Genomic DNA, 23298 nt, shown 5'->3' with positions numbered 1-23298 from the left:
GGTCACCGTGCGTATCGTTGTACCGCGCGGCTGCCACATTGTCCGGCGGCGGGGAGGAGCGCCACGATGACCGTCGTAGAGACCGACAGGATCGACATGGCCCACGAGAGCGTAGAGCTGACTCTGGACACGCTGTTCGAACGGCTTGAGCAGATGCCCGTCCCCGAGGGTTACAAGGTCGAGATCGTCGGGGGGAACATTCACATGTCGCCGCAACGGGACACCCACTGGGAAATCATCCGACGCGTCGTACGGGCCCTGGAGGACAGGTTCGGTGTAGATGTGAGGGTGCTCTCAGATGTACGCATCGATTTCCCCGGGCACATGAACGGCTTCGCACCGGACGTGGCCAAACTGGCCGACGGCGCGAAGAAGGACGTGCGCGGGCGGTGGAGCCACGAAGACCTGGAGTTCATCGCAGAGGTGATCTCGCAAGGCACCGGCCCCAACGACTACGGCCCGAAGAAGGCGGCTTACGCGGCGGCCGACATCCCCGTCTACCTGATCGCCGACCCCTACACCCGCCGCTGCCACGTCTACACCGAGCCGAAGGACGGCGACTACACCGCCGAGCTCATCGTCCAATTCGGCAACGAGATCGACCTGACCGGCACCGCCGTCGATCTGAGGCTCCGGACCGCGGAATTCCCCCGCGACTGACCCTCACACGCCCCGACCACCACCGTGGCCCCGACCGGCATCCGGTCAGGGCCACACGTCTCCCGCCGCCTCACACCGTCGCCGGCACCCGTTCCCCCGCCGCTCTCGGGACCAGGTCCACGTGGGGGCGGCCGCCCCGGACATCGATCTTTATGCGGACGCCGACCACCCGGGTCAGGATCAGGCCGATCGTGGCCGCCGCGATCAGGGAGACCGCGCCGCCCGTCGCGAAGCCGACGCGGGCTCCGTACGTGTCCGTCACCCAGCCCAGGAGCGGGCCGCCCACCGGGGTGCCGCCGACGAAGACCATCATGTAGAGGCTCATCACCCGGCCCCGCATCATGGGGTCGGCCGCCATCTGGACGCTGGTGTTCGCGCTGATGTTGGTCGTCATGCCGAGCATGCCGATCGGCAGCAGCAGCAACGAGAACAGCCACACCGACGGCGCGAAGGCGACCAGGAACTCCAGCAGTCCGAAGCCCACGCCCGCCAGGATCATCAGGCGCAGCCGCGAGGAACGGCGGCGGGCCGCGAGGAGGGCGGCGGCCAGCGAACCGACCGCCATCAGGATGTTGAAGAACGAGTACAGCCCGGCCCCGCCGCGGAAGACCTCGTGCGCGAAGGCCGTCAGCCAGATGGGGAAGTTGAAGCCGAACGTGCCGATGAAGCCGACGAGGACGATCGGCCCGACGAGTTCGGGCTTGCCCCGTACGTAGCGCAGTCCCTCCCGCAACTGCCCCTTGCCGCGCGGCACACGCTCGACCTTGAACAGCTCGCTCTGGCGCATCAGGAGCAGCCCGGCGAGCGGGGCCAGGAAGGAGAGGCCGTTGAGGAGGAAGGCATAGCCGCTGCCGACCGTCGTGATCAGCACACCCGCGACGGCGGGGCCGATGAGGCGGGCCGACTGGAAGTTCGCCGAGTTGAGGCTGACGGCGTTGCGCAGCTGGCTCGGGCCGACCATCTCGGAGACGAAGGACTGGCGGCTCGGGTTGTCGACCACCGTCACCATGCCGAGCAGGAACGCGATCAGGTAGACGTGCCAGACCTGGACGTGGCCGGACAGCGTCAGAAAGGCGAGGGAGAGCCCGCAGAGACCCATGGCGGCCTGGGTGGCCAGCAGGATCTGGCGCTTCGGGTAGCGGTCGGCGATGACGCCGCCGTACAGGCCGAAGAGGAGCATCGGCAGGAACTGGAGCGCCGTCGTGATACCGACGGCCGCCGAGGAGCCGGTGAGGCTCAGGACCAGCCAGTCCTGGGTGATGCGGGACATCCACGTACCGATGTTGGAGACCACGGCACCCGTGGCGAACAATCGGTAGTTACGGATCTTGAGGGACGAGAAAGTGCCGCCCTTGGTGGGGGTGGGGGCGGCGTCTGTGCTGGTGGTGCTGGGGGTGGTGCTGGTACTGCCAGTACTGCCGGTACTGCCGGTACTGCCGGTACTGCCGGTACTGCCGGTACTGCTGTCGTGGGCGGATTGCGGTGCGGGGGCGGAGTCTGCTCCGGATCCCGAACTCAACGTTGTTTCGCCTCCTTGCGGCGCGCGGGTCAGAGGTGGGCGAGCTTCTCCAGGACGGGGGCGGCGGCGCGCAGCTTCGCCCATTCGTCCTCATCGAGGCCCTCGGCGAGGGAAGTGAGCCAGACGTTGCGCTTGCGGCGGCTCTGTTCGAGCATCGCCTCGGCCTCTTCTGTCTGGCTGACCACCTTCTGCCGACGGTCGTCGGGATGCGGCTCCAGCCTGACCAGGCCCTTCGCTTCGAGCAGGGCGACGATTCTGGTCATCGACGGCGGCTGCACGTGCTCCTTGCGGGCCAGCTCCCCCGGGGTGGCCGAGCCACAGCGGGCGAGGGTGCCGAGCACCGACATCTCGGTGGGGCTCAGCGACTCGTCCACACGTTGGTGCTTCAGTCGCCGGCCCAGCCGCATGACGGCGGATCGGAGAGCGTTCACGGCGTCGTCGTTCTCGTCACCGTGGGACAGATCAGGCATGTATTTAGCGTAACTCATTACCCATGCTAAATACCACCGGGGGGTCCGGCCCGGCCCGGCCCGCAAAGACCACTCGAAGGAGTGAGAATGCCGCCGAAAGCGACACCGTGGGGCGTGTCCGCCCCCGACCCTGGAACGCATGGGATCGACAGTGCTCAGCCTGCGGATAGACGGTGAGCTGCTCGACCGGCTCAGGCGGCATGCCGCCAGACGAGGGATGAGCGTCCAGGACTATGTGGTCAGGACGCTCGTCCGCGACGACTTCGACGAACGGTTCCAGGCGGCCGTCGACGAGACGGAGAAGTTCTACGGGGTGCCGTAGGGGGAGCCGCGGCGACGTGCGGCAGGGAGGTGCGGCAGGCGGGTGCCGTCGGCCGGACAACCCCGACCTACACTGCCCCCATGACCGGTTCCCCGACCAGATCCCCCCAGCATGAGGCGCCCGAGCCCCTGGAGGGGCCGGTTGTCGGCACCATCGTGGGCGGGACGATCATCTGGTTCGTCCTCTTCCTCGTACAGCTGCCGTTCTACGGATGGTTCAGCGACCACGGGCACACGTGGTGGATCTGGACCTGCCTGACCGGCGCCGGCCTCGGTCTGATCGGCATCTGGTACGTACGGGGGCGGGACGCGGCGCTCAAGCGCGCGGCGGCGGAGGGCACGTCCGGGACCTGAGGGCCTGAGACCTGAGAGCCTGAGACCTGAGAGCCTGAGGGCGTCAGGCCTGAGAGCCTGAGGCCTCAGGGAGGGTGCCTGTCGGGGGCACCCGTACTGCCCCAGGAGCACCCGTCTCCTCCCAGGGTCGGATTCTTCGCCCACCGGGCCCCGGTCTTCGCCCCGCCCAGCGGGAAAAGCCGCCCCCCGGGTCGTACCGTCGGAACCATGACTCAGCGGGCCCATCGGGCGACGAGTGGCACCGACGGCCCGGAACCGGGCGGCGGCGCGTCACCCACCCCGGACGGCCAGGACGGCGGGGACGGCCGGGACAGCCAGGACGGCCAGGACACCCCGGAGACCCCCGGCGGCCGCGCCACCGGGCTGAACGCCGCCGAGGTCGCCGAACGGGTGGCCCGCGGCGAGGTCAACGACATCCCCGTACGCAGCAGCCGCTCCTCCGCCGACATCGTCCGCGCCAACGTCTTCACCCGCTTCAACCTGATCATCGGGGTGCTCTGGGCGGTCATGTTCTTCGTGGCGCCGATCCAGGACACGCTCTTCGGCTTCGTGATCATCGCCAACACCGGCATCGGCATCATCCAGGAGATGCGCGCCAAGCGCACCCTCGACGGCCTCGCGGTCATCGGGGAGGCCAAGCCCGTCGTCCGGCGTGCCGGGGTCGCCGCCGCCCTCTCCACCTCGGAGATCGTCCTCGGCGATCTCATCGAACTGGGCCCCGGCGACAAGGTCGTGGTCGACGGGGAGATGGTGGAGGCGGACAGTCTGGAGATCGACGAGTCGCTGCTGACCGGCGAGGCCGATCCCGTACTGAAACACCCCGGCGATCCCGTGATGTCGGGCAGTTTTGTCGTGGCGGGGGGTGGCGCGTTCCGGGCCACGAAGGTCGGGCGGGACGCGTACGCGGCCCAACTCGCCGAGGAGGCCTCGCGGTTCACGCTGGTCGACTCGGAGCTGCGCAACGGCATCAGCACGATCCTCAAGTACGTGACGTGGATGATGATTCCGACCGCGACCGGGCTGATCATCAGCCAACTCGTCGTCAACCGGAACAACTTCAAGGACTCCCTGGCCAGGACCATCGGCGGCATCGTCCCGATGATCCCGGAGGGCCTGGTCCTGCTGACGTCGGTCGCCTTCGCGATCGGGGTCGTACGGCTGGGCCGCCGCCAGGCCCTCGTACAGGAACTGCCCGCGATCGAGGGGCTCGCGCGCGTCGACGTCGTCTGCCTCGACAAGACGGGGACGCTCACCGAGGGCGGGATGTTCGTGAGCGAGTTGCGGCCGCTGGGCGACGCGGACGAGTCGTACGTACGGCGGGTCCTCGGCGCGATCGGGGCGTCCGACCCCCGGCCCAACGCCAGCCTCCAGGCGATCGTGGACGCCTACCAGGACGGCAAGGCGCCCTGGAAGGCGACGGAAGCACTGCCCTTCTCCTCGGCGCGGAAGTACAGCGGGGCTGCCTTCGACGAGGGGGACGGCGGTGTCTCGGGGTGGCTGCTGGGCGCTCCGGACGTGCTGCTGCCGGACGGGGATCCGGCGCTGGCGGAGATCGACCACCTCAACGAGCAGGGGCTGCGGGTGCTGTTGCTGGCGCGGGTGGCGGGAGAGGTGGGTGGCGGGGGTACGGGCGGGCCGACCGCTCCCGGCGCGGCGGCCGGGCTCAGCGCCCCCGACACGGCGGCCAGGCTGAGCGAGCCCGGCACGACCGCCGGCCTCACCGCCCCCGACGTGGCCGTCGGCGCGAAGGCGACCGCCCTCGTCGTCCTGGAACAGCGGCTGCGGCCCGACGCGGCGGAGACCCTCCGGTACTTCGCCGACCAGCGGGTGGCGGCCAAGGTTCTCTCCGGCGACAACGCGGTCTCGGTCGGCGCGGTGGCCGCGAAGCTCGGCCTCCCGGGCGCGGAGCACACGGTCGACGCCCGCCGCCTCCCCACCGACCCGGAGGAGATGGCCGACGCGATCGAGGCGGGCACGGTGTTCGGCCGGGTCACCCCGCAGCAGAAGCGGGAGATGGTGGGGGCGCTCCAGTCACGCGGCCACACGGTCGCGATGACGGGGGACGGCGTCAACGACGTCCTCGCCCTGAAGGACGCGGACATCGGGGTCGCGATGGGGTCGGGCTCCGAGGCCACGCGGGCCGTCGCCCAGATCGTGCTGCTCGACAACAGCTTCGCGTCGCTGCCCTCGGTGGTGGCGGAGGGGCGCCGGGTGATCGGCAACATCACGCGGGTGGCGACGCTCTTCCTGACGAAGACGGTCTACTCCGTGCTGATCGCGTTCCTGGTGGCGTGCTTCCAGGTGGAGTACCCGTTCCTGCCCCGGCACCTGACGCTGCTGTCGACGCTGACGATCGGCATCCCGGCGTTCTTCCTGGCGCTGGCGCCCAACAAGGAGCGTGCGAGGCGGCACTTCGTACGGCGGGTCATGCGGTACTCGGCGCCCAGCGGGGTCATCGCGGCGGCGACGACGTTCGCGACGTACATGCTGGCGCGCAGCCACTACAGCGGCCCCGGCTCGCTCCAGGCCGAGACGAGCGCGGCGACCCTGACCCTGTTCCTGGTCTCGATCTGGGTCCTGGCGATCATCGCCCGCCCGTACACGTGGTGGCGGCTGTTGCTGGTGGTGTCGATGGTCGTCGCGTTCCTGGTGGTGCTCGGGGTGCCGTCGCTCCAGCACTTTTTCGCGCTGAAACTGGTGGGGACGACGCTGCCGTGGGCGGCGGTGGCGATCGCGGTGGTGGGGGCGGTGCTGCTGGAGGTGGCGTGGCGGTGGGTGGACCGGCATTTCCACCAGACGGTGACGGCGGCGGCGTAACGGAGGAAGCGAAGAGGCCCGTCGCGGACGGCTTCCCGCGACGGGCCTCTCCCCTGACTCTGAGGACTACTTCACGTCGACGTAGTCACCGGCGACGTTGATCGCGGGGGTCGTGGCCGTACCGACAAAGCTCCACCGGTAGTACCCGTCGACCGTGGCCTTGGTCGTCGTCTTCAGCGCACCGGTCGTGGACGTCTTGACGCCCTTGACGTTGGTGTACGCGGTGCTCGTCTTCTTACGGAACTGGAGGATCACCGACTGCGTCGAGTAGCCGGCGTACTTCCCGGTGTCCCAGTTCGCACGCGACAGCTTGCCCGTCACCGTGATCGTGCCGTTCTTCTTCACCGGCTCCGGGGCCGCGTTGACCGTCAGCTGCGACTGGCGCTGGAACTTGACGGAGGTGGCCTTGTCCTTCTCGGTGATCTCACCGTCGGTGGCCAGCACCGCCCCGTAGACCTGCCACGTCTTGGCGTCCACGTTCCAGAGGTCCAGCGGACTGACCGTGAAGGTGAGCGTGCAGGTCGACGTCGTGGCGCTGGCCGCCTTGCAGTTCGCCGCCTCGCCGTCGGGCGCGTAGCCGTAGCTGTTCTCGTCGTCGACGCCGGTCCCGCCGGTGTACAGGATCGCGAAGGCGTCCTCGATGCCCGAGTCGTCGGACGCCGTGACGGTGAGGGTCACCTTCTTGGTGCCGGTCGTGCCGAGCACGATCGGCTTGCCGCCGTTGATGACGGTCTTGGTGATGACGGGCAGGGTCGCGGCCTTCGCGCCCAGCGCTCGCTGGTTCGCCTGAGGAGCGCGGTCCTTCCACGCGAACCCACGCTCGCTGATGCTCGGGTGCTCCTTGTGGGAGTCCGCCGCCTGTGAGGCCGGCACTGCGAGGGCGGACAGGGCCAGGGCGCCGGTCGCGACGGCAACGGTGGCACGAATACGCATATGTGTTAACTCCCCGTGGAGATCTGCGAGTCTGATGACTCAACACACCAGACCCGCAAGCCTCACCGATGGTTGTACACACATACGAATATTTCGCGAAGATCGCCAACTGTCCTGGCGATCGCGGGAGTTACCGGGGTTACTTCACGTCGACGTAGTCACCGGCGACGTTGATCGCGGGGGTCGTGGCCGTACCGACAAAGCTCCACCGGTAGTACCCGTCGACTGTGGCCTTGGTCGTCGTCTTCAGCGCACCGGTCGTGGACGTCTTGACGCCCTTGACGTTGGTGTACGCGGTGCTCGTCTTCTTACGGAACTGGAGGATCACCGACTGCGTCGAGTAGCCGGCGTACTTCCCGGTGTCCCAGTTCGCACGCGACAGCTTGCCCGTCACCGTGATCGTGCCGTTCTTCTTCACCGGCTCCGGGGCGGCGTTGACCGTCAGCTGCGACGCGCGCTGGATCTTTACGGTGCCCTGGGCGTCGACCTTGGTGTCCTCGCCGTCCGGCGAGGTGACCCAGGCGCCGACCTTCCAGGTCGTCGCGTCCTCGTTGATCAGTTCCTCGGAGGGAACCGTCACCGTGAGGGAGCAGGTGGACGTGGTGGCACTGGCCGCCTTGCAGGTGGCGGACTCCTCGTTCTGGTAGAAGGCCCAGATGGGGTCCTCCGGAGACGTGCCACGCCAGATGATGGTGGAGAACCCGTCGATGCCGGAGTCGTCCGTCGCGGTGACGGAGATCGTCACCTTCTTGCTGTTGGTCGTGCCGACCACGATCGGCTTGCCGCCGTTGATGACGATCTTGCTGATGACCGGGGCGGCGGCCTTCGCGGCGAGCGAGCGCCGGCCCGCCTTCGGAAGCCCCGCGCGCTGGTCCGCCGAGAAACCGTAACGGTCGCTCGCCGGGAAGTCGCCGCGGGACTGCGAGGCCTGGGAGGCCGGGATCGCGAGGGCTGACAGGGCCAGGGCGCCGGACACGACGGCGACGGTGGCGCGAATACGCATATGTGTTAACTCCCCGGGGAGGTGTGCGGGTCTGGTGACCCACACACCAGACCCGCAAGCCAGACCGATGGTTGTACACACGCACGAAGGTTTCGCGAAGATCGCCAACTACCCCGGCGTGCTGGGCGCGATTCCGGGCCGGACTACTTCACGTCGATCGCGTCGCCCGTCGCGCTGACCGCCGGAGTCGTGGCCGTACCGGCGAAGCTCCAGCGGTAGTAGCCGTCGACCGAGGCCGTGACCGTGGTCTTGAGGGTGCCGGTGGAGGACGTCTTGACCGTCTTCACCGTGGTGTAGGCGGTGCTCGTCTTCTTGCGGAACTGGAGCTTCACGGACTGGGTGCCGTAGCCCGCGTTCTTGTTGGTCTCCCAGTTGGCGCGCGACAGCTTGCCGGTGACCGTGACGGTCTTGCCCTTCTTCACGGGCTCCGGGGTGGCGTCGACCGTCAGCTGGGAGGCGCGCTGGAACTTGACCGTGGACGCGGACTCGTTCAGACCGGGCTCGTCCACGTCGGGGTTGTCGTCGTTGCCGAACGCCACCGCGAGCACGTGCCAGGACGTGGCGTCGACGTTCTTCAGCTGGGTGGGCTTGATCGTGACGATGCCGGTGCAGGTCGTCGTGGTCTTGTTGACCACCTTGCAGGCGACCGAGTCGGCGTCCGGGTCGAACGAGTTGGCGTTCGTGCCCGACCAGAGACCGGCCACGGCGACCGCGACGCCCGACGCGTCGGTGGCGGTGACCGAGAACGGCACCTTCCTGCTCTTGGTCTCCGTCGCGGTGACGACGACCGGCTTGCCGCCGTTCACGGAGGCCTTGGTGATCACGGCGGGCTTGTTGGCCGCCGCCGCGAGCGCCGAACGCTTCGCCGAGGGCGTGGCCGGGGCCGCGTGGTCCTTCGCGATGTCCTGCGCGGCACCGGTCAGGTGCGCGATCGCGGCGTGGGCGCCGTCCTGCTGCGCGGCCTGGGAGGCCGGGACGGCGAAGGCGGAGAGCGCCAGTGCGCCGGAGGCTGCGGCGACGACGGTGGCACGAATACGCATGTGTTCCCCAAGTACTGGTCCTGCGAGTCTGGAGTGACTCGCAGGACCAGACCGGAAGCTCTGGCCAATGGTTGTACCCATGGTCATTCTTTTACGAAGACCGGGTACGCACCACACTTGGCCGAAACTCAGTCGAACCAGCGGTCCCGCTCCAGCTCGTCCGTCCGCGACGGATCCTCCAGCAGCGCCGCCACCTCGAACCGCCGCGGCCACTGACCGGCCGCCCACGCGAGGCCCGCCGCGACGCCCTCCAGCGTCGCCGCGTGCACGACGCCGTCCGGGGTGCGGCGCCAGTCCAGTTCGACGCCCCCGGCGACCAGTTCCTCGTGCTCGACGTACGTCTCCGGCGTGCCCGCGCCCAGCAGGGCCCGTACCGGCTCCGGTACGTCGTGCTCCTCGCCCTCCGTCGTGACCTCCGCCGGGACCGTCTCGCCCAGCCGCCGTACCTGCAACAGCTCCGCCAGCTCCCCCGCACGCGAAGGGGCGACGGGCAGCAGCGCCAGCCCGCCCGCCAGCGGCAGCAGATCGGGCGCGTCGGCGATCACCGCGTCCCCCGCGTCGACCACCCGTACCTCACCGTCCATCACCACGCGCAGCTCGTCCGGCAGGGTCACCTGGTCCGGGTCGAGGTCCGCCAGCGCGGTGTACAGGGCGTGGAGCTGCGGCACGCTCACCGTCCTGTCCGGGTCGGCGAGCCGGCCCAGCAGCTCGGCCGCGCCGCCCGGTTCGTCCAGGAGGGCGGCGACGGAGGTCCGTACCCCCAGCGCCTGCAACACCTGCGCGTCGTCAAAGCCCGACGCGTCCACCGCGTCGTACAGACCGGTCAGCAGCGGGTCCCCGCCGGCCGCGCGCAGACCGGCGGGGCGGCGGCCGTCGAGAACGGGATGGTCCCGGAGCCACCACGCCGTGTAGGACCGTACGGACTCCGTCGTGCCGTCGGGCAGCAGGACCCGTACGGACTGGGTCAGCGCGTCCCGCAGCGGCGGGCGGGCGAGCAGCGCGAGGGCCTGCGGCCAGGCGTCGTCGTCCACGAGGTCCAGGTCCCGCACGGCCACGATCTCGGTGGCGACCGGCGGCACCGGCGTCTCCGGCAGCCGGTCGAGCACGTCCTCGCACCAGACGTCCACGGCGTCGAGCAGCCCGGCGTCGTCGGGCTCGGCGAAGTCCCCGTCGCGGGGCTCCAGTTCGTCGGGGTCGAGGACCACGTCCGTGGCCCGTACGAGCGCGAAGGTGGCCAGCACACCACAGGCGGCCAGCGGCTGCTCACCCCACTTGGCGGCCAAGTCCCCGTCGCACAGGGCGAGTTCGTCCTCCCGCATGAGGGCGGCGAACGGGCTTCCCGGCAGGACGAGTTCACCGGCGGGCGCCAGCTCGCCGTCCTCGTCGGTCAACGCGAGGGCGGCCAGCCAGGGTTCGTCGCCCGGTTCGAGCCCGGCGTCCCGCACCAGCCGCAGGACGGTCTCCGCCAGCTCCTCGGCGTCCAGCGTGTCCGCGTCCTCGTCCCAGATCTCCCCTGCGTCCATGGAGGCGGCAACGGCGTTGCGTACCTGGGGAGTTGTCAGGACCGCGCGCGGAGTCGCGGGCATTGCGCCCAGCTTCTCCAGCAGCGGATGGGCGGCGTCGGGGTGCGCGACCTTCAGCCCGAGCCGGGCGAGATCGGCGGGCGCCTCGGTGTCGGGGAACGGCAGCAGGACCTGCCGGGGGCCGATCGTCGTCCGGCCGTTCGCGAGCGGCACGGGCAGCCCGGACAGCCGTTCGGGGTCGACGCCCGCGAGGGTCTCGTACAACCGCCGCCACCACTCGGGCGGGCGCTCCGCCCCGGCGATCCGGTCGATGGCATCACCCAGCGGCAGCCGGCCCACGCCCAGCGTGCGCAGTTCGGTGCGGCGCTCGAACCCGGCGGGCAGCAGGGTGGGCAGCACCTCCGCCAGTACGCGTACGGTGTCGGCGCCCCCGCCCTCCACCACCTCCGCCTCGAAGGGCCGCAGCGCGGTCAGCTCCTCGCTGGGCCCGGCGGGCGCGAGGAAGGCGACACGCGGCAGCCGCTCCAGGATCGCCGCCCGCAGCCGCCCGTCCAGCTCCCCCTTGCCGAGCGGCCCTGGCACGAGGTCGATCGTGCCGGTGGAGACGGGCTCCCACCCACCGAGCAGCTCCGCGTACGCGTCGGCGGCCTTGCCGACGACAAAGTCCGTGAGCGCGCCGGGGGCGGTGTGCCGCCGGCTCGGGTCGAGCGGGAACGACGCGATGAGCAGCGCGGGCACGCCGAGGGGCTCGTCGGTGGGGGTCGGGGCGTGGACGACGGGGGCGGTACGGGGCCGGGCGGGCGCGCCTTCCTCGTCGACGGGCACGGCCCAGGTGACGGCCCAGTGCGGCCGCAGCCGCTCCTCGACGGGCCGCCCTTCCAACAACTCCGGCGCGGTGGCACCATCCCGATTCACGACCCGCCACCGATGGATGTCCCCACCGCCGGCACTGTCATCGACGTGGACGTAGGGCCCTTCGACGGACCGCCGCAACACCCTCTCTCCATCGGGCGTCTCGATGACAATCTCAGCGAGCCCGGGCAGAGTCAGCAGCAGCGCATCATCAATGCCGTCCAGCAGCCGCTCGACAAGATCGAACGCGGCGGCGTCCCGCAGGGGCAGGACAACGACGGTGTCGTACCCCTCGGGCGGCGCGCCCTCGGCGGGCAGGGGCAGTCGCAGCAGCGGTACGTGCCCGTCGCGGCGGCGCAGTTCGTCACCGAGCCCCGGACTCCCCTGCGCGGCCTCGCGCGCCAGCTCCCGCGCCTCGTCCAACGACCACCGGACGCCACCGTGGCGCCCGAGGACGGCGGGCTCGTCACTGACGGCGAGCACGGCGGCGAACCCGACCCCGAACCGCCCGACGGCCCCTTCGTGCCCTTCGCGCTTGGCGGAGGCGCGCAACGTACTGAGCGACTCGACGCCGGCGGCGTCCAGGGGCGCCCCGGTATTGGAGGCGCTGAGCACGGCGGGCGCGCCGCCCTCACCCCCCACGAGCCGAAGCCGCAACCGCCCGCTGCCCTGCGCGTCGCTCCCGCCCCCACTCCTCCTACTGGCCGCATCGGCGGCATTCTGAGCAAGCTCAACAACCAACCGGTCGCGGTAACCGCCGAGCGCGAGGTCCTCCTCGGCGTTGGCGTCCTCCCGGAACCGCGCGGGACTGGCCCCCCACGCATCAAGCACCCCACGCCGCAACCGCCCCGTCCCGAACGGGTCGACCCCCTCGGTCGTCCTGACGCCCACGGCATGACTCCACTCTTCGGCTGACCGGACCTACGCGGCCGAAGGTACCGCGCGAACCCCTCCCCGCGTCGTCGCGGGGTGGCGGGGCGGGCGCCCGGGGGCGGGCTCAGGGAAGCAGCCGGCGAATGACCAGCGACTCCTGACCGACGCGTCGAAGTCGTACTTCAGAACGTACGACGCAGAGTCAAGGTCATCTCATTGACCTCAACGGCCAGCCCCTCAGCGGTGAACGCGGTACGACACACAAGAATCACCGGGGTCCCCACCGACAGCCCCAGTCGCTCGGCCTCAACCTGAGTCGGCATGCGCGACCGGATCTCCTCGCGGAAGTGCAGATACGAAGTCGCCAGCGCCGACACCCTTGCGGCTCGCGGCGAGACCCTCGTTCTGAAGAACCCCGAGAGCCCGCCGCGCCGTCATGCGGGCAACGTTGCGGCAGCCGTCGACATGGCCTCCGCGCCATCCCTCCCAGCGGCCGACTGCGGCGAGTGTGACGACTGGTGGTGGGCGGAACAACTCGCCTTAGGCGAGGACGCATTGAGTGAAGCGACCGACCGTCGCGTCTTGCTGCGCCGGCATCTGCACGCGGCGCATGGGACGGCCGGCGCGCGCCGGGTTGTTTTGGCGCGGGCCGGGAAGGGGGACGGGCAGGGGTCGTGTCCGGAACGTAGAGCGTGTTTTGTGTCGCATGGCGAACGTTGCTAAAACGACCCGCTGAACGCGACGTAAAACATGCAGTGCAGGACACGACCCCTGCCCGGCCCCCGGCAACAACCCGCACCCAAAAACCCGGCCCGCAGCGGGCAAAATCAAGCCCGTCCGGCGATTGAGGACAAAAAGCCCGGCCGCCAGGCCGCCTACGAGTGGCCCAGCGGAAACGCGTCCGTCGCCATCGAGTCCATCACCGGCGGCAACGGCCGCAGCGGTGGTGGCATGACCGCCGCCTCCGAGTGGCCCCCGCAGCCGTACGCCAGCGACACCACATGCCCGTCCGCCGGCGAGAACTCGTTCGCGCAGACCCCGAACGCCTGCCTCAGCGAACCCGCCAGCGGCAGCAGGAACCCGCACGACACGCACGGCGCCGGCGCCGCCTGCGCCATCGGTGTCTTCGCGCCGAAACTCTCGTCCCAGCGGTCCGCCGCCAGGTGCAGCCCGTACCGGGACAGCACCCGCGCCCGGCGCATCCCGAGCTCCTCCGCCACCGCGGCGATCGTCCCCCGCGCCGTACCGGACGGCGAACCGGGAGACGACTCCGGCGACAGTTCCGACGGCCGCTCCGAATCCGGCGCCCACTCGGGCGCCTCCGCCTCGACCAGGTCCGCCAGGTTCTGCGGCGTCACCCCCGACGCCACCACCGAGTTCGGCGGCGCCGACTCCTCCGCGTTGTACCCGGGCTCCAGCCGCAGATCCTCCGCCTCGGTCGGCAGCAGGTCCCCGGGGCCCATGTCGCCGGGACGGAGCCGTTCGCTCCACGGCACCCATTCGGGTGCCAGCAGGGAGTCCGGGCCCGGCAGCAGCACCGTCTCGTCGAGCGTGACGAGCTTCGCGCGGGACGCGCGGGTGACCGTCACCGCCCAGCGCCAGCCGCGGTAGCCGGGCTCCTTGCACTCGAAGAAGTGGGTGACGACCCTGTCCCCGTCCGCCACCGCCGTCACATGTTCCCCGACAACACCGGGGAAGGCCGCCTCCTCGGCAGCCGACCGGGCGAGGTCTACCGCCTCGGCGCACAGACGGTCAGGGGTTCGGCTTCGCGTCGTCGCAGCACTCACAGGTCTCGCTTCTCTCCTACGCCGTCTCACGGGTGCGCCGGCCGAGTAGCGATGTACGAGCCGAGGGCGGAGCGGACCAGAGGGCCGCATCGACGTCCACGCCCGACCTCTTCCCGGGCACACCTACCGTCATCCATTCTGCGGGATGACGAAGAGGCGCGCGGCCGAGAATAACCGCCGGTGGCGCGCTACGCACGCTACCCCCTCTCTCGCCCCCCGCCCACCTGCACGCCGTCTTTCCCGCACTTCCAGCCACACCGCAACAATGCCGTAACCCTGGCGGGGCCGGGCCGGAGGCGGGTTGCGGCGAATTTCGGCCCACTCCGAGAGTTTTCGGCGCGTCAGCCCGGAATCCCCGATTCAGCGTGAGCCACGCCGCTCAGCATGCGCCACCCCGGCTCAGCATCAGCCACGCCTCCTCAGCATGAACCACACCGCCCCGCCCCGGCAAAGCCCGCCCGCGTGACCGGATGAACACCGTCCGCCCCCACGGTGACACCCACGGTGACACCCACGGTGACACCCACGGTGACACCCCCCGCTCCTCCGTCATGGCACTGTCACGGCCCCGTCATGGACAGGATCGGTTCGCTTCCCCTGTGGGTGGGGCACTATGACGGGGTGGCAGCCGCAAGGTCGTCCGACGACGCCGGCCCGCTCCGCAAGACGGGGCGGGCTGTCGGTCATGCCCTGCGCCTGCCGTTCACCGCCTCCGCGCGGGGCATCCGCAGGGCCACCCACGCGCACGGAGCGGGTGAGTCCGGGCTCGGCAAGCTGATCGAGCTGCACGCCGTGAACGGCGCCGGTGACGTCATGATCACCGTCGCCCTCGCCTCGACCGTCTTCTTCTCCGTACCGACCGACGAGGCACGCGGCCGCGTCGCCCTCTACCTCGCCGTCACGATGGCGCCCTTCACCCTGCTCGCCCCCGTCATCGGCCCCCTCCTCGACCGGGTCCCGCACGGCCGGCGCGCCGCGATGGCCGCCGCCATGCTGACCCGGGCCATCCTCGCCATCGCCATGTCCACGTTCGTGGCCACCGGCGGTCTTGAGCTGTATCCGGCTGCCCTGGGCGTACTCGTCGCCTCCAAGGCGTACGGGGTGGTCCGCAGCGCCGTCGTACCGCGCCTCCTGCCCCCGAACTTCTCCCTCGTACGGGCCAACTCCCGGGTGACCCTCGCCGGGCTGCTGGCCACCGGTGTCGCGGCCCCGATCGGCGCGGGACTCCAGATCGTCGGACCGCAGTGGCCGCTGTACGGCGCGTGCCTGATCTTCATCGGCGGCACGATCCTGGCGTTCACCCTGCCGCCCAAGGTCGACTCGGCGAAGGGCGAGCGGAAGGCTCAGCTGGTACGGCACGGCGAGAAGCGACCGAGTCTGCGGTCCGTGGGGCCCTCCGTCCTGCACGGGCTCCAGGCGAACGCCTCCCACCGCGCCCTGTCCGGCTTCCTGACCTTCTTCCTCGCCTTCCTGCTGCGCGAGCACCCCCTCGCGGGGCAGAGCGCCGCCGTCTCCCTGGGCATCGTGGGCGTCTCGGCCGGGGTGGGCAACGCGCTGGGTACGGCGGTGGGCTCGCTGCTCAAGTCGCGCGGGCCCGAGCTGATCATCGCCACGATGCTGGGGCTCGCCCTCACGGCGGCGATCTTCGCCGCCGTGTTCTTCGGCGGTCTTGCCGTGGCCGTGCTGGGCGCGGTGGCGGGGCTCACGCAGGCCCTGTCGAAGCTGTCGCTGGACGCGACGATCCAGCGGGACGTACCGGAAGAGGTCCGTACGTCCGCCTTCGCGCGCTCCGAGACGCTGCTCCAGATGTCCTGGGTGGTGGGCGGCGCGATCGGCATCGCCCTGCCGCTGAACGGCTCACTGGGCATGTCCGTCGCCGCGGGCATCATGGGGCTCGGCGCGCTGGCGGCGGTACGGGGGCTGATCCGCACGTCGCGACCCGCCCCGGCCCAGCACCTCGGACAGCAGAAGTGACGAGAGGAGTGGCGGCAGGGGTGACGAGAGGAATGGCGGCAGGGGTAACGAGAGGGGCCGCGCCCGCCCGGCATGCCCGCCCCCGGCGCGGCGCGGACTCCGGCGACCGATAACCTTCGGCCCATGACCGTTGCGTTCTTCTCTGGTAGGGGCCGCCGGGCCGGCGTCGCCCTCGGCGCTGTGTCCGCCGGACTCCTCGTCCTCGCCGCCTGTGACAAGCCGACGCCGCTCGCGACCGTGACCGTCGGCGACGACTCGTGGAACAGCGGGGCGAACTGCTACAACGACGGCAGGGCCATCGCGCAGAAGGACCTCCTGAACTGCGTGAAGCGGAAGGCGGAGAACACCGTCAAGGTGAACTCCACCGACGAGGTCCACCTCGGCGTCGAGCCGTCCATCGCGGACCACAGCTGGGCCGTCATCGTCGACGGCACGCCGGTCTTCGACGAGCCGACCAAGAAGACGTACCGCACGATGACGGGCGCCGAGTTCTTCGCCCCCGACCCGCAGACGGGCCAGCCCGCGCCCACGACACGCCAGGTCAGCTTCCTGAAGATCGACGGCAAGTCGTTCAGCGGCGTGTGGAACTTCACCTTCAAGAAGACCTCCTGATTCAGGAAACCTCCTGACTCGGGCAGACCTCCTGATTCAGGAAGACCTCCTGCCCTTGTCCGACCTCCCGACCCTGTCCCGGACGCCGAAGCCGACCCGCCGGAGGCCCCCGCCATGCACGTCCTCGTAGTGACGGCGGTGGCGGCCGAGGCGGACGCCGTCGTCGCCGGACTCGCCGGATTCACCGCCCTCGGGCTGCGGGAGATGACGGGCGGGTACGAGTTGCGGGGCCACGCCCAGTACATGCCGCGTCCGGCGTCCGTGCAGATACCGGTCGTGGACGTCCTGGTGGGCGGGGTCGGCCCGGCCGCGTCCGCGGCGGCCACGGCGACCGCGCTGGCGTTCTCCACGTACGACCCGCCGTACGACCTGGTCGTCTCGACCGGCATCGGCGGCGGTTTCGCGCCACACGCGCCCCTCGGCTCGCTCGTCGTCTCCGACGCGATCGTCGCCGCCGACCTGGGCGCCGAGACCCCCGACGGCTATGTGCCGGTCGACGAACTGGGCTTCGGCCGTACGGTCCACCGCCCCGCCCCCGCGCTCTCGGGCCGGGTGGCGAAGCTGCTGGCCGCCGATCCCGCGGTCCGGGTGGCCCTCGCGCCGGTCCTCACCGTCTCCACCGTGACCGGTACGGCCGCCCGCGCGGCCGAGCTGACCCGCCGTCACCCGCGCGCCGCCGCCGAGGCGATGGAGGGGTTCGGTGTCGCGGAGGCGGCCTCGGGGCACGAGATCCCCTGTCTGGAGATCCGGGCCGTCTCGAACGCGGTCGGTCCGCGCGACCGGGACGCCTGGGAGATCGGCCCCGCGATGGACGCGCTGCGGTACGCGTTCGCCGCGCTCACCCCCGTCTTCGAGGAGTCGTCATGACGTCACAGCCTCAGTCCGCCACCGAGGCCGGCCCCACAGCCGCCCGCCCGCTCGACATCGCGTACTCGCCCTGCCCCAACGACACCTTCGTCTTCGAGGCCTGGGCCCACGGCCGGGTGCCCGGCGCGCCCGGGCTCGACGTCACCTTCGCCGACATCGACATCACCAACGGCATGGCGGAGCGCGGCGAGTTCGACATCCTCAAGGTCTCGTACGCCGTCCTGCCGTACGTCCTCGACGAGTACGCGCTCCTGCCCTGCGGCGGCGCGCTCGGCCGGGGCTGCGGGCCGCTGGTGCTGACGAAGGAGCCGGGCACCGACCTCACCGGCAAGACCGTCGCCGTACCGAGCGAACGCTCCACCGCCTACCTGCTGTTCCGGCTGTGGGCGGCCGAGGTGGTCCCGGGCGGGGTGGGCGAGATCGTCGTCCTGCCGTTCCACGAGATCATGCCGGCGGTACGGGACGGCAAGGTGGACGCGGGCCTGGTCATCCACGAGGCGCGGTTCACGTACCAGAACTACGGGCTGCACCGCCTCGCCGACATGGGCGCGCACTGGGAGTCCACGACGGGGCTGCCGATCCCGCTCGGCGCGATCATCGCGAAGCGCTCGCTGGGCGACGAGACCCTCCGCCGACTGGCGGACGCGGCCCGTACGTCCGTACGAATGGCGTGGGACGATCCCGAGGTGTCCAGGGCGTACGTCCTGGAGCACTCCCAGGAGATGGACCCGGCGGTCGCCGACCAGCACATCGGCCTGTACGTCAACGAGTTCACCGCCGACCTCGGCGAGGACGGGTACGCGGCGGTGCGCGGGCTGCTCACGCGCGCCGCGGCCGAGGGGCTCGTACCGCCCCTCCGCCACGACGCGCTGCGGTTCGCCTGAGCGGGTGGTGCACTCCGGTGCTCCCGCCCCGTCACACGTCCAGTTGGTCCGCCACCGCCCGCAACAGGCCCGCGATCTTCGACCCGTTGGCCTTGTCGGGGTACCGGCCGCGCTCCAGCATCGGGGTGATGTTCTCCAGAAGCGTCGTCAGATCCTGGACGATCGAGGCCAGTTCGTCGGGCTTGCGGCGCTGGGCCGCGGCGACCGAGGGCGTCGGGTCGAGGACCGTCACCGACAGCGCCTGGTCTCCGCGTTGACCGGCGACTACTCCGAACTCCACGCGCTGGCCGGGCTTGAGTGCGTCGACTCCGGCAGGGAGGACCGACGAGTGAACGAAGACGTCGCCGCCGTCGTCACGGGAGAGAAAGCCGAAGCCCTTCTCGCTGTTGAACCACTTCACCTTGCCGGTAGGCACGTCTGTCCTCGTCCTCGTACTCATCGGTGCGCTGGTGCGCGCGAAAAACGGGTCTGCAACGGGTCTGAATAGCACTACAGCGGGTCGCCTGACCCGCCACCCCCAAGGCTAGTGGTCCAGGCGCCGGTGACAAGACGTTGCCGGTCGGTTCCTGTCAGCTCCTGTTCCGCAGGGAACTACCCTGGTGGCGTGACTGCTACTCCTGCACCCCGCACGGCCACTCCCGCGTCCGGCGCGGCGGACGAGGCCGGCCCCGGCGACGGCCTGGTCCGGATCGGCGCGATCGTCTTCATCGTCGGCGCCGTGGCCACGCTGGCCACCGTGGCGCCCCTGTTCTTCGACACCCGCCCGTTCCCGACCGCCGCCTACCTCGTCAGCATGCTGATGGGTGTCGGGTTCCTCATCGCGGGCGCGGGGGTGCTGCGTTCGGTGGCGGCCCAGCGCCGTCAGGCCAGGTCGGCGGCTTCCGAGGCCGCGTCCGAGGCAGCTTCCGGCTCCGCGCCGGGCCCGGCCTCCGCCACCCCGGCCGCGTAGGTACGCAGCCACGCGGGAAACGCCGTGAGGTCCGCCAGGACCACATCGGCCCCCGCCGCGCGCAGCTCCGCCTCGTCGCACGGCCCGGTCGGTACGGCGACGGAGAGCGCGCCCGCCGCCCGGGCCCCCCGTACATCGCCCGTGTGGTCGCCCACGTAGACCGCCGCCCCGTGCGCGCGCAGCGCCTCCGCCTTGGCCTCCGCCCACAGCGAGCCGACGACCTCGTCGGGCTCGATGCCGAGGTGCGCGAGGTGGAGCTTGGCGTTCGGCTCGAACTTCGCGGTGACGACGATCGCCCGGCCGCCCGACGCCTGGACGGCGGCGACGGCCTCCCGCGCGCCGGGCAGGGCCGTCGAGGGGGCGATGGCGAAGGCGGGATAGATCTCCCGGTAACGGTCGCCCACTTCGGCGATCCGGTCCTCGGGGAACCAGTGCGCCAGCTCCAGTTCGAGCGGCGGCCCGAGCCGGGTGATCGCGAGGTCGGCGTCGATCGGGACGCCGGTCTCGGCGGAGAGCGCCAGGAAGGCGGCGCGGATGCCGGGGCGTGAGTCGACCAGGGTCATGTCGAGGTCGAAGCCGACGGTGAGCGCGGGCGGCGGGGTGAGGGAGGACATGGGGGCCATTGTGCCCGGCCGTGGGTGGCTGGAAAGGGCTGCTTAGACTTAGCCAAGCCTAACCATCCTTACGCCCACCGCCACCGCCCACCGCCCACCAAGCCCCCTGCTCACCCCTCACGCCTCCCGATTGGTTCCGATGCCGGCCGCCGCCGCCCCGCCGACCCCCCGTACCAGACGCGCCCTGGTCACCCGCCGTATCGGCTGGACGGCCGCCGCCGTCGTCGCGCTCCTCGTCGCGGTCCTGCTGAGCCTCGCGGTGGGCGCCCGCGCCATCGCCCCCTCCGCCGTGGTCGACGCGCTCCTGCACGGCGGGCACAGCGACGACGCCGAGGTCGTACGGCACCTGCGCGTGCCGCGCACGCTGATCGGGCTGATGGTGGGCGCCGCGCTCGCCCTCGCGGGCACCGTCCTCCAGGGCATCACCCGCAACCCCATCGCCGACCCGGGCATCCTCGGGATCAGCCAGGGCTCCTCGGTGGGTGTGGTCCTGGCCATCTCGGTCGTCGGCGTGCACACCCTCTCGGGGTACGTGTGGTTCGCCTTCGCGGGCGCGGCGCTGGCGTCGGTCGCGGTGTACGCGATCGCGTCCAGTGGGCGGGGCGGGGCCACCCCGATCAAGCTCGCCCTCGGGGGCGCCGCGATCAACGCGCTGCTGGTGTCGGTGACCCAGGGGGTGCTGACCACGGACGCGGCGACGCTGGACGAGTTCCGCTTCTGGCAGGTCGGGTCGCTCGCCGGACGGGACACCGACGTGGTGAACCAGATCTGGCCGTTCCTGCTGCTGGGCGCCGTGCTGGTGGTGTCCGTGGCGCGCGGCCTGGACGCGCTGGCCCTGGGCGAGGACGTGGCGAAGGGCCTGGGCCAGAACGTCGCGGCGGTACGCATCCTGGGCGGGCTCGGCGCGACCGTGCTGACCGGCGCGGGGGTGGCGGCGGCCGGTCCGATCGCGTTTGTCGGTCTCGCCGTCCCGCACATCGCCCGTGCGATCGTCGGGACCGACCACCGCTGGCTGCTGCCGATGGCCGCGCTGATCGGCCCGGTGATGCTGCTGGTGTCGGACGTGCTCGGCCGGATCGTCTTCCCGCCGGGCGAGGTCCCGGCGGGGGTGATGACGGCGCTGCTCGGCGTGCCGTTCCTGGTCGCTCTCGTACGCCGGAAGGCGGTGCCGGCATGACGGCGGTCGTGGAGAAGGCCCGCCCCCGGGCGGGCGGGGCGCGCCCGGCCGGGTACGCGCTCGTACGGGCCGGACGGGGATCGTTCCTGCTGCACCGGCGCGCGGCCGGGGCAGCGGTGGGGCTGGCCGTGCTGCTGGCGGTCGTCTGCGTGACGTACCTGAGTGTGGGCGAGAGCTTCGTACCGCCGTCCGAAGTCCTGAAGGTGATCCTCGGGCAGCCGTCGCCGGACGAACTGGTCGTCGGGACGCTGCGGCTGCCGCGCATGGTGACGGGACTGTTCGTGGGGCTGGCGTTCGGGGTCGCGGGCGCGCTGATCCAGACGGTCGCCCGCAATCCGCTGGCCAGTCCGGACATCATCGGCATCAGCCAGGGCGCGGGCGCGCTGACGGTGGGGGCGATGACGTTCGGCGTCACGTCGTACGCGGCTCTGCCGTACCTGTCGGTCGTCGGCGGGATCGCGGCGGCGGCGCTGGTGTACGTCTTCGCGTGGCGCGGCGGGCTGCACGCGACGCGGTTTGTGCTGATCGGCATCGGGTTCGCGATCGCGCTGCGGTCGGTGACGACGCTGTTCCTGACGAAGGGCGACTATCTGGTCGCCCAGCAGGCGCAGGTGTGGATGACCGGTTCGCTCAACGGGCGGGGCTGGGAGGAGGCCACGCCGCTCGGCTGGGTGCTGCTGGCGCTGCTGCCGGCGATGGCGTGGGCCGCGTACGCGCAGCGGTCGGTGTCCCTGGACGACGACACGGCGACGGCGCTGGGGGTACGGCTCGGGGGCACCCGGCTCGGCCTGGTGCTGCTGGGCGTGGTCCTGGCGTCGGTGGCGACGGGGGCGGCGGGCCCGGTGGACTTCGTGGCGCTGCTGGCGCCGCAGATCGCGCGGCGCGTGACCCGTACCGCGCAGATCCCGCTGCTGTGCTCGGCGCTGATGGGCGCGGTGATCGTCGTCCTGGCGGATCTGCTGGCCAGGAAGCTGTTCTCGCCGACGGAGCTGCCGGTGGGGGTGCTGACGGCGGCGGTGGGCGCGCCGTACTTGATCTGGTTGATCGTTCGAAGCCGTACCGCAGGAGGCACCGCATGAGCAGGCTCGTCGCACGGGATCTGACACTCGCGTACGAGGACCGTACGGTCGTCCACGAGCTGGAACTGGCCGTCCCCGACGGGCGGGTGACGGTGATCGTCGGCCCGAACGCGTGCGGCAAGTCCACGACGCTGCGGGCGCTGGGGCGGCTGTTGAAGCCCCGGGGCGGGGCGGTGCTGCTGGACGGCGAGGAGCTGTCACGGATCCCGACGAAGCGGATCGCGCAGTCGATCGGCCTGCTGCCGCAGTCGCCGGTCGCGCCGGAGGCGATCACGGTCGCGGACCTGGTGTCGCGCGGCCGGCAGCCGCACCAGGCCTGGTGGCGGCAGTGGTCGGACGCGGACGAGCGCGCGGTGACGGACGCGATGGAGCGTACGGACGTGACGGCGCTCGCGGACCGGTCGGTGGACGAGCTGTCGGGGGGCCAGCGGCAGCGGGTGTGGATCGCGATGGCGCTGGCGCAGGAGACGGACCTGCTGCTGCTGGACGAACCGACGACGTTCCTGGACATCGCGCACCAGGTGGAGGTCCTGGACCTGGTACGCCGCCTCAACCACGAACAGGGCCGCACGGTCGTGATCGTCCTGCACGACCTCAACCAGGCGGCCCGGTACGCGGACCACCTGGTCGCGATGAAGGAGGGCCGCATCGTGGCGGAGGGCGAGCCCCGGGCGGTGGTGACGGCGGAACTGGTACGGGAGGTCTTCGGCCTGGAGTCGGTGGTGGTCCCGGACCCGGTGACGGGCTCGCCGTTGGTGGTGCCGGGAGCGCCGTACCGGCCGGAGGGCCCGTACCGGCCGGAGGGTCCGGACCGGGCGGAGGGTCCGGACCTGGCGGAGGGTCAAGGCCGGCCCGAGGCCCCAGGACGGGCGGAAGCCCAGGGTCGGGCGGACACGCCCTAGGTGTTCTGTCCACGGAGGTTGGGTGCGGTGATGGTGATCACTGCGGTGGGATCTTGAACGGGTGAGGGCCTTCCGGGTTTGGTGTGGA

At 71.1% G+C, this 23298-nt stretch carries 21 protein-coding genes and 1 pseudogene; 12 read left to right on the top strand and 10 right to left on the bottom strand.

Annotated features, from left to right (window positions below; all coding sequences use genetic code 11):
* Positions 1-66 precede the first annotated feature (66 nt).
* Complete coding sequence (locus tag ACIO1C_RS19640; RefSeq protein ID WP_401865165.1) at positions 67-660, top strand: Uma2 family endonuclease; 594 nt, start codon at positions 67-69, stop codon at positions 658-660.
* A 70-nt stretch (positions 661-730) separates the two neighbouring features.
* On the opposite strand, the gene ACIO1C_RS19635 is transcribed toward ACIO1C_RS19640, so the two are convergent.
* A complete protein-coding gene (locus tag ACIO1C_RS19635; protein WP_401865162.1) occupies positions 731-2179 on the bottom strand; it encodes an MFS transporter in 1449 nt (482 codons plus the stop codon).
* Between the two features lie 29 nt (positions 2180-2208).
* Positions 2209-2649 (bottom strand): MarR family winged helix-turn-helix transcriptional regulator, encoded by a 441-nt coding sequence (locus tag ACIO1C_RS19630; RefSeq protein WP_401865159.1) that lies wholly within the window; start codon positions 2647-2649, stop codon positions 2209-2211.
* Between the two features lie 139 nt (positions 2650-2788).
* Here ACIO1C_RS19630 and ACIO1C_RS19625 point away from each other — a divergent pair, with 139 nt between their 5' ends.
* The 3 genes from ACIO1C_RS19625 to ACIO1C_RS19615 all read left to right on the top strand — a co-directional run bounded on the left by ACIO1C_RS19625 (position 2789) and on the right by ACIO1C_RS19615 (position 6141).
* Positions 2789-2971: a ribbon-helix-helix protein, CopG family gene (locus ACIO1C_RS19625; RefSeq protein WP_161309965.1), complete on the top strand. Its 183-nt coding sequence runs from the start codon at positions 2789-2791 to the stop codon at positions 2969-2971.
* Between the two features lie 80 nt (positions 2972-3051).
* Entirely contained in the window at positions 3052-3324 is a 273-nt protein-coding gene (locus ACIO1C_RS19620) for a DUF2530 domain-containing protein (RefSeq protein WP_401865156.1), read from the top strand.
* Between the two features lie 207 nt (positions 3325-3531).
* Positions 3532-6141: an HAD-IC family P-type ATPase gene (locus tag ACIO1C_RS19615; RefSeq protein WP_401865153.1), complete on the top strand. Its 2610-nt coding sequence runs from the start codon at positions 3532-3534 to the stop codon at positions 6139-6141.
* A 66-nt stretch (positions 6142-6207) separates the two neighbouring features.
* Here ACIO1C_RS19615 and ACIO1C_RS19610 read toward each other — a convergent pair whose 3' ends face one another.
* The 6 genes and pseudogenes from ACIO1C_RS19610 to ACIO1C_RS19585 form a co-directional block, all read right to left on the bottom strand.
* Positions 6208-7074: a DUF5707 domain-containing protein gene (locus ACIO1C_RS19610; RefSeq protein WP_401865150.1), complete on the bottom strand. Its 867-nt coding sequence runs from the start codon at positions 7072-7074 to the stop codon at positions 6208-6210.
* Between the two features lie 139 nt (positions 7075-7213).
* On the bottom strand, positions 7214-8077 hold the full coding sequence (locus ACIO1C_RS19605) for a DUF5707 domain-containing protein (RefSeq protein WP_401865147.1): 864 nt from the start codon (positions 8075-8077) through the stop codon (positions 7214-7216).
* Positions 8078-8220: 143 nt separating this feature from the next.
* Entirely contained in the window at positions 8221-9117 is an 897-nt protein-coding gene (locus ACIO1C_RS19600; protein WP_401865144.1) for a calcium-binding protein, read from the bottom strand.
* A gap of 128 nt (positions 9118-9245) precedes the next feature.
* Entirely contained in the window at positions 9246-12383 is a 3138-nt protein-coding gene (locus ACIO1C_RS19595) for a sacsin N-terminal ATP-binding-like domain-containing protein (protein ID WP_401865141.1), read from the bottom strand.
* Between the two features lie 147 nt (positions 12384-12530).
* A pseudogene (locus tag ACIO1C_RS19590) lies at positions 12531-12748 on the bottom strand (UTRA domain-containing protein); the annotation flags it as partial.
* Positions 12749-13240: 492 nt separating this feature from the next.
* Complete coding sequence (locus ACIO1C_RS19585; RefSeq protein WP_401865138.1) at positions 13241-14152, bottom strand: DUF3027 domain-containing protein; 912 nt, start codon at positions 14150-14152, stop codon at positions 13241-13243.
* Positions 14153-14773: 621 nt separating this feature from the next.
* On the opposite strand from ACIO1C_RS19585, the gene ACIO1C_RS19580 reads away from it, so the two are divergent.
* The 4 genes from ACIO1C_RS19580 to ACIO1C_RS19565 all read left to right on the top strand — a co-directional run bounded on the left by ACIO1C_RS19580 (position 14774) and on the right by ACIO1C_RS19565 (position 18489).
* A complete protein-coding gene (locus ACIO1C_RS19580) occupies positions 14774-16126 on the top strand; it encodes an MFS transporter (RefSeq protein ID WP_401865135.1) in 1353 nt (450 codons plus the stop codon).
* A 123-nt stretch (positions 16127-16249) separates the two neighbouring features.
* The gene (locus tag ACIO1C_RS19575) at positions 16250-16738 is read left to right on the top strand and encodes a DUF2771 domain-containing protein (RefSeq protein ID WP_401865132.1); all 489 of its coding nucleotides are present in this window, start codon (positions 16250-16252) and stop codon (positions 16736-16738) included.
* Positions 16739-16852: 114 nt separating this feature from the next.
* A complete protein-coding gene (locus tag ACIO1C_RS19570; RefSeq protein WP_401865130.1) occupies positions 16853-17605 on the top strand; it encodes a futalosine hydrolase in 753 nt (250 codons plus the stop codon).
* The gene (locus tag ACIO1C_RS19565) at positions 17602-18489 is read left to right on the top strand and encodes a 1,4-dihydroxy-6-naphthoate synthase (protein WP_401865127.1); all 888 of its coding nucleotides are present in this window, start codon (positions 17602-17604) and stop codon (positions 18487-18489) included. The genes ACIO1C_RS19570 and ACIO1C_RS19565 overlap by 4 nt, the downstream gene beginning before the upstream one ends.
* A gap of 31 nt (positions 18490-18520) precedes the next feature.
* Here the strand turns inward: ACIO1C_RS19565 and ACIO1C_RS19560 are convergent, their stop codons facing one another.
* Positions 18521-18904: a cold-shock protein gene (locus ACIO1C_RS19560; RefSeq protein ID WP_388340140.1), complete on the bottom strand. Its 384-nt coding sequence runs from the start codon at positions 18902-18904 to the stop codon at positions 18521-18523.
* Positions 18905-19093: 189 nt separating this feature from the next.
* Here ACIO1C_RS19560 and ACIO1C_RS19555 point away from each other — a divergent pair, with 189 nt between their 5' ends.
* Entirely contained in the window at positions 19094-19438 is a 345-nt protein-coding gene (locus ACIO1C_RS19555) for a hypothetical protein (RefSeq protein ID WP_401865124.1), read from the top strand.
* Here the strand turns inward: ACIO1C_RS19555 and ACIO1C_RS19550 are convergent.
* Entirely contained in the window at positions 19351-20061 is a 711-nt protein-coding gene (locus ACIO1C_RS19550; protein WP_401865122.1) for an HAD family hydrolase, read from the bottom strand. The two genes, ACIO1C_RS19555 and ACIO1C_RS19550, sit on opposite strands and share 88 nt — an antisense overlap.
* 130 nt (positions 20062-20191) lie before the next feature.
* Here ACIO1C_RS19550 and ACIO1C_RS19545 point away from each other — a divergent pair, with 130 nt between their 5' ends.
* The 3 genes from ACIO1C_RS19545 to ACIO1C_RS19535 are packed head-to-tail and all read left to right on the top strand — an operon-like array spanning position 20192 to position 23210.
* The gene (locus ACIO1C_RS19545; RefSeq protein ID WP_401865119.1) at positions 20192-21229 is read left to right on the top strand and encodes a FecCD family ABC transporter permease; all 1038 of its coding nucleotides are present in this window, start codon (positions 20192-20194) and stop codon (positions 21227-21229) included.
* The gene (locus tag ACIO1C_RS19540) at positions 21226-22308 is read left to right on the top strand and encodes a FecCD family ABC transporter permease (RefSeq protein ID WP_401865116.1); all 1083 of its coding nucleotides are present in this window, start codon (positions 21226-21228) and stop codon (positions 22306-22308) included. Before ACIO1C_RS19545 ends, ACIO1C_RS19540 begins: the two co-directional genes overlap by 4 nt.
* Complete coding sequence (locus tag ACIO1C_RS19535; RefSeq protein ID WP_401865113.1) at positions 22305-23210, top strand: ABC transporter ATP-binding protein; 906 nt, start codon at positions 22305-22307, stop codon at positions 23208-23210. Before ACIO1C_RS19540 ends, ACIO1C_RS19535 begins: the two co-directional genes overlap by 4 nt.
* Positions 23211-23298: the final 88 nt, after the last annotated feature.

Source organism: Streptomyces sp. NPDC087420, from assembly GCF_044744165.1.
Taxonomy (GTDB): domain Bacteria; phylum Actinomycetota; class Actinomycetes; order Streptomycetales; family Streptomycetaceae; genus Streptomyces.
Note: the sequence above shows the minus strand (reverse complement) of the source record. Positions and strands in the feature narration are given on the sequence as shown.

Bases quoted from the DNA above. Each gene is read 5' to 3' on its own strand.
- ACIO1C_RS19640 (WP_401865165.1), top strand. From the start codon at position 67: ATGACCGTCGTAGAGACCGACAGGATCGACATGGCCCACGAGAGCGTA.
- ACIO1C_RS19630 (WP_401865159.1), bottom strand. From the start codon at position 2,649: ATGCCTGATCTGTCCCACGGTGACGAGAACGACGACGCCGTGAACGCT.
- ACIO1C_RS19625 (WP_161309965.1), top strand. From the start codon at position 2,789: ATGGGATCGACAGTGCTCAGCCTGCGGATAGACGGTGAGCTGCTCGAC.
- ACIO1C_RS19620 (WP_401865156.1), top strand. From the start codon at position 3,052: ATGACCGGTTCCCCGACCAGATCCCCCCAGCATGAGGCGCCCGAGCCC.
- ACIO1C_RS19615 (WP_401865153.1), top strand. From the start codon at position 3,532: ATGACTCAGCGGGCCCATCGGGCGACGAGTGGCACCGACGGCCCGGAA.
- ACIO1C_RS19610 (WP_401865150.1), bottom strand. From the start codon at position 7,074: ATGCGTATTCGTGCCACCGTTGCCGTCGCGACCGGCGCCCTGGCCCTG.
- ACIO1C_RS19605 (WP_401865147.1), bottom strand. From the start codon at position 8,077: ATGCGTATTCGCGCCACCGTCGCCGTCGTGTCCGGCGCCCTGGCCCTG.
- ACIO1C_RS19600 (WP_401865144.1), bottom strand. From the start codon at position 9,117: ATGCGTATTCGTGCCACCGTCGTCGCCGCAGCCTCCGGCGCACTGGCG.
- ACIO1C_RS19575 (WP_401865132.1), top strand. From the start codon at position 16,250: ATGACCGTTGCGTTCTTCTCTGGTAGGGGCCGCCGGGCCGGCGTCGCC.
- ACIO1C_RS19570 (WP_401865130.1), top strand. From the start codon at position 16,853: ATGCACGTCCTCGTAGTGACGGCGGTGGCGGCCGAGGCGGACGCCGTC.
- ACIO1C_RS19565 (WP_401865127.1), top strand. From the start codon at position 17,602: ATGACGTCACAGCCTCAGTCCGCCACCGAGGCCGGCCCCACAGCCGCC.
- ACIO1C_RS19550 (WP_401865122.1), bottom strand. From the start codon at position 20,061: ATGGCCCCCATGTCCTCCCTCACCCCGCCGCCCGCGCTCACCGTCGGC.
- ACIO1C_RS19545 (WP_401865119.1), top strand. From the start codon at position 20,192: ATGCCGGCCGCCGCCGCCCCGCCGACCCCCCGTACCAGACGCGCCCTG.
- ACIO1C_RS19540 (WP_401865116.1), top strand. From the start codon at position 21,226: ATGACGGCGGTCGTGGAGAAGGCCCGCCCCCGGGCGGGCGGGGCGCGC.
- ACIO1C_RS19535 (WP_401865113.1), top strand. From the start codon at position 22,305: ATGAGCAGGCTCGTCGCACGGGATCTGACACTCGCGTACGAGGACCGT.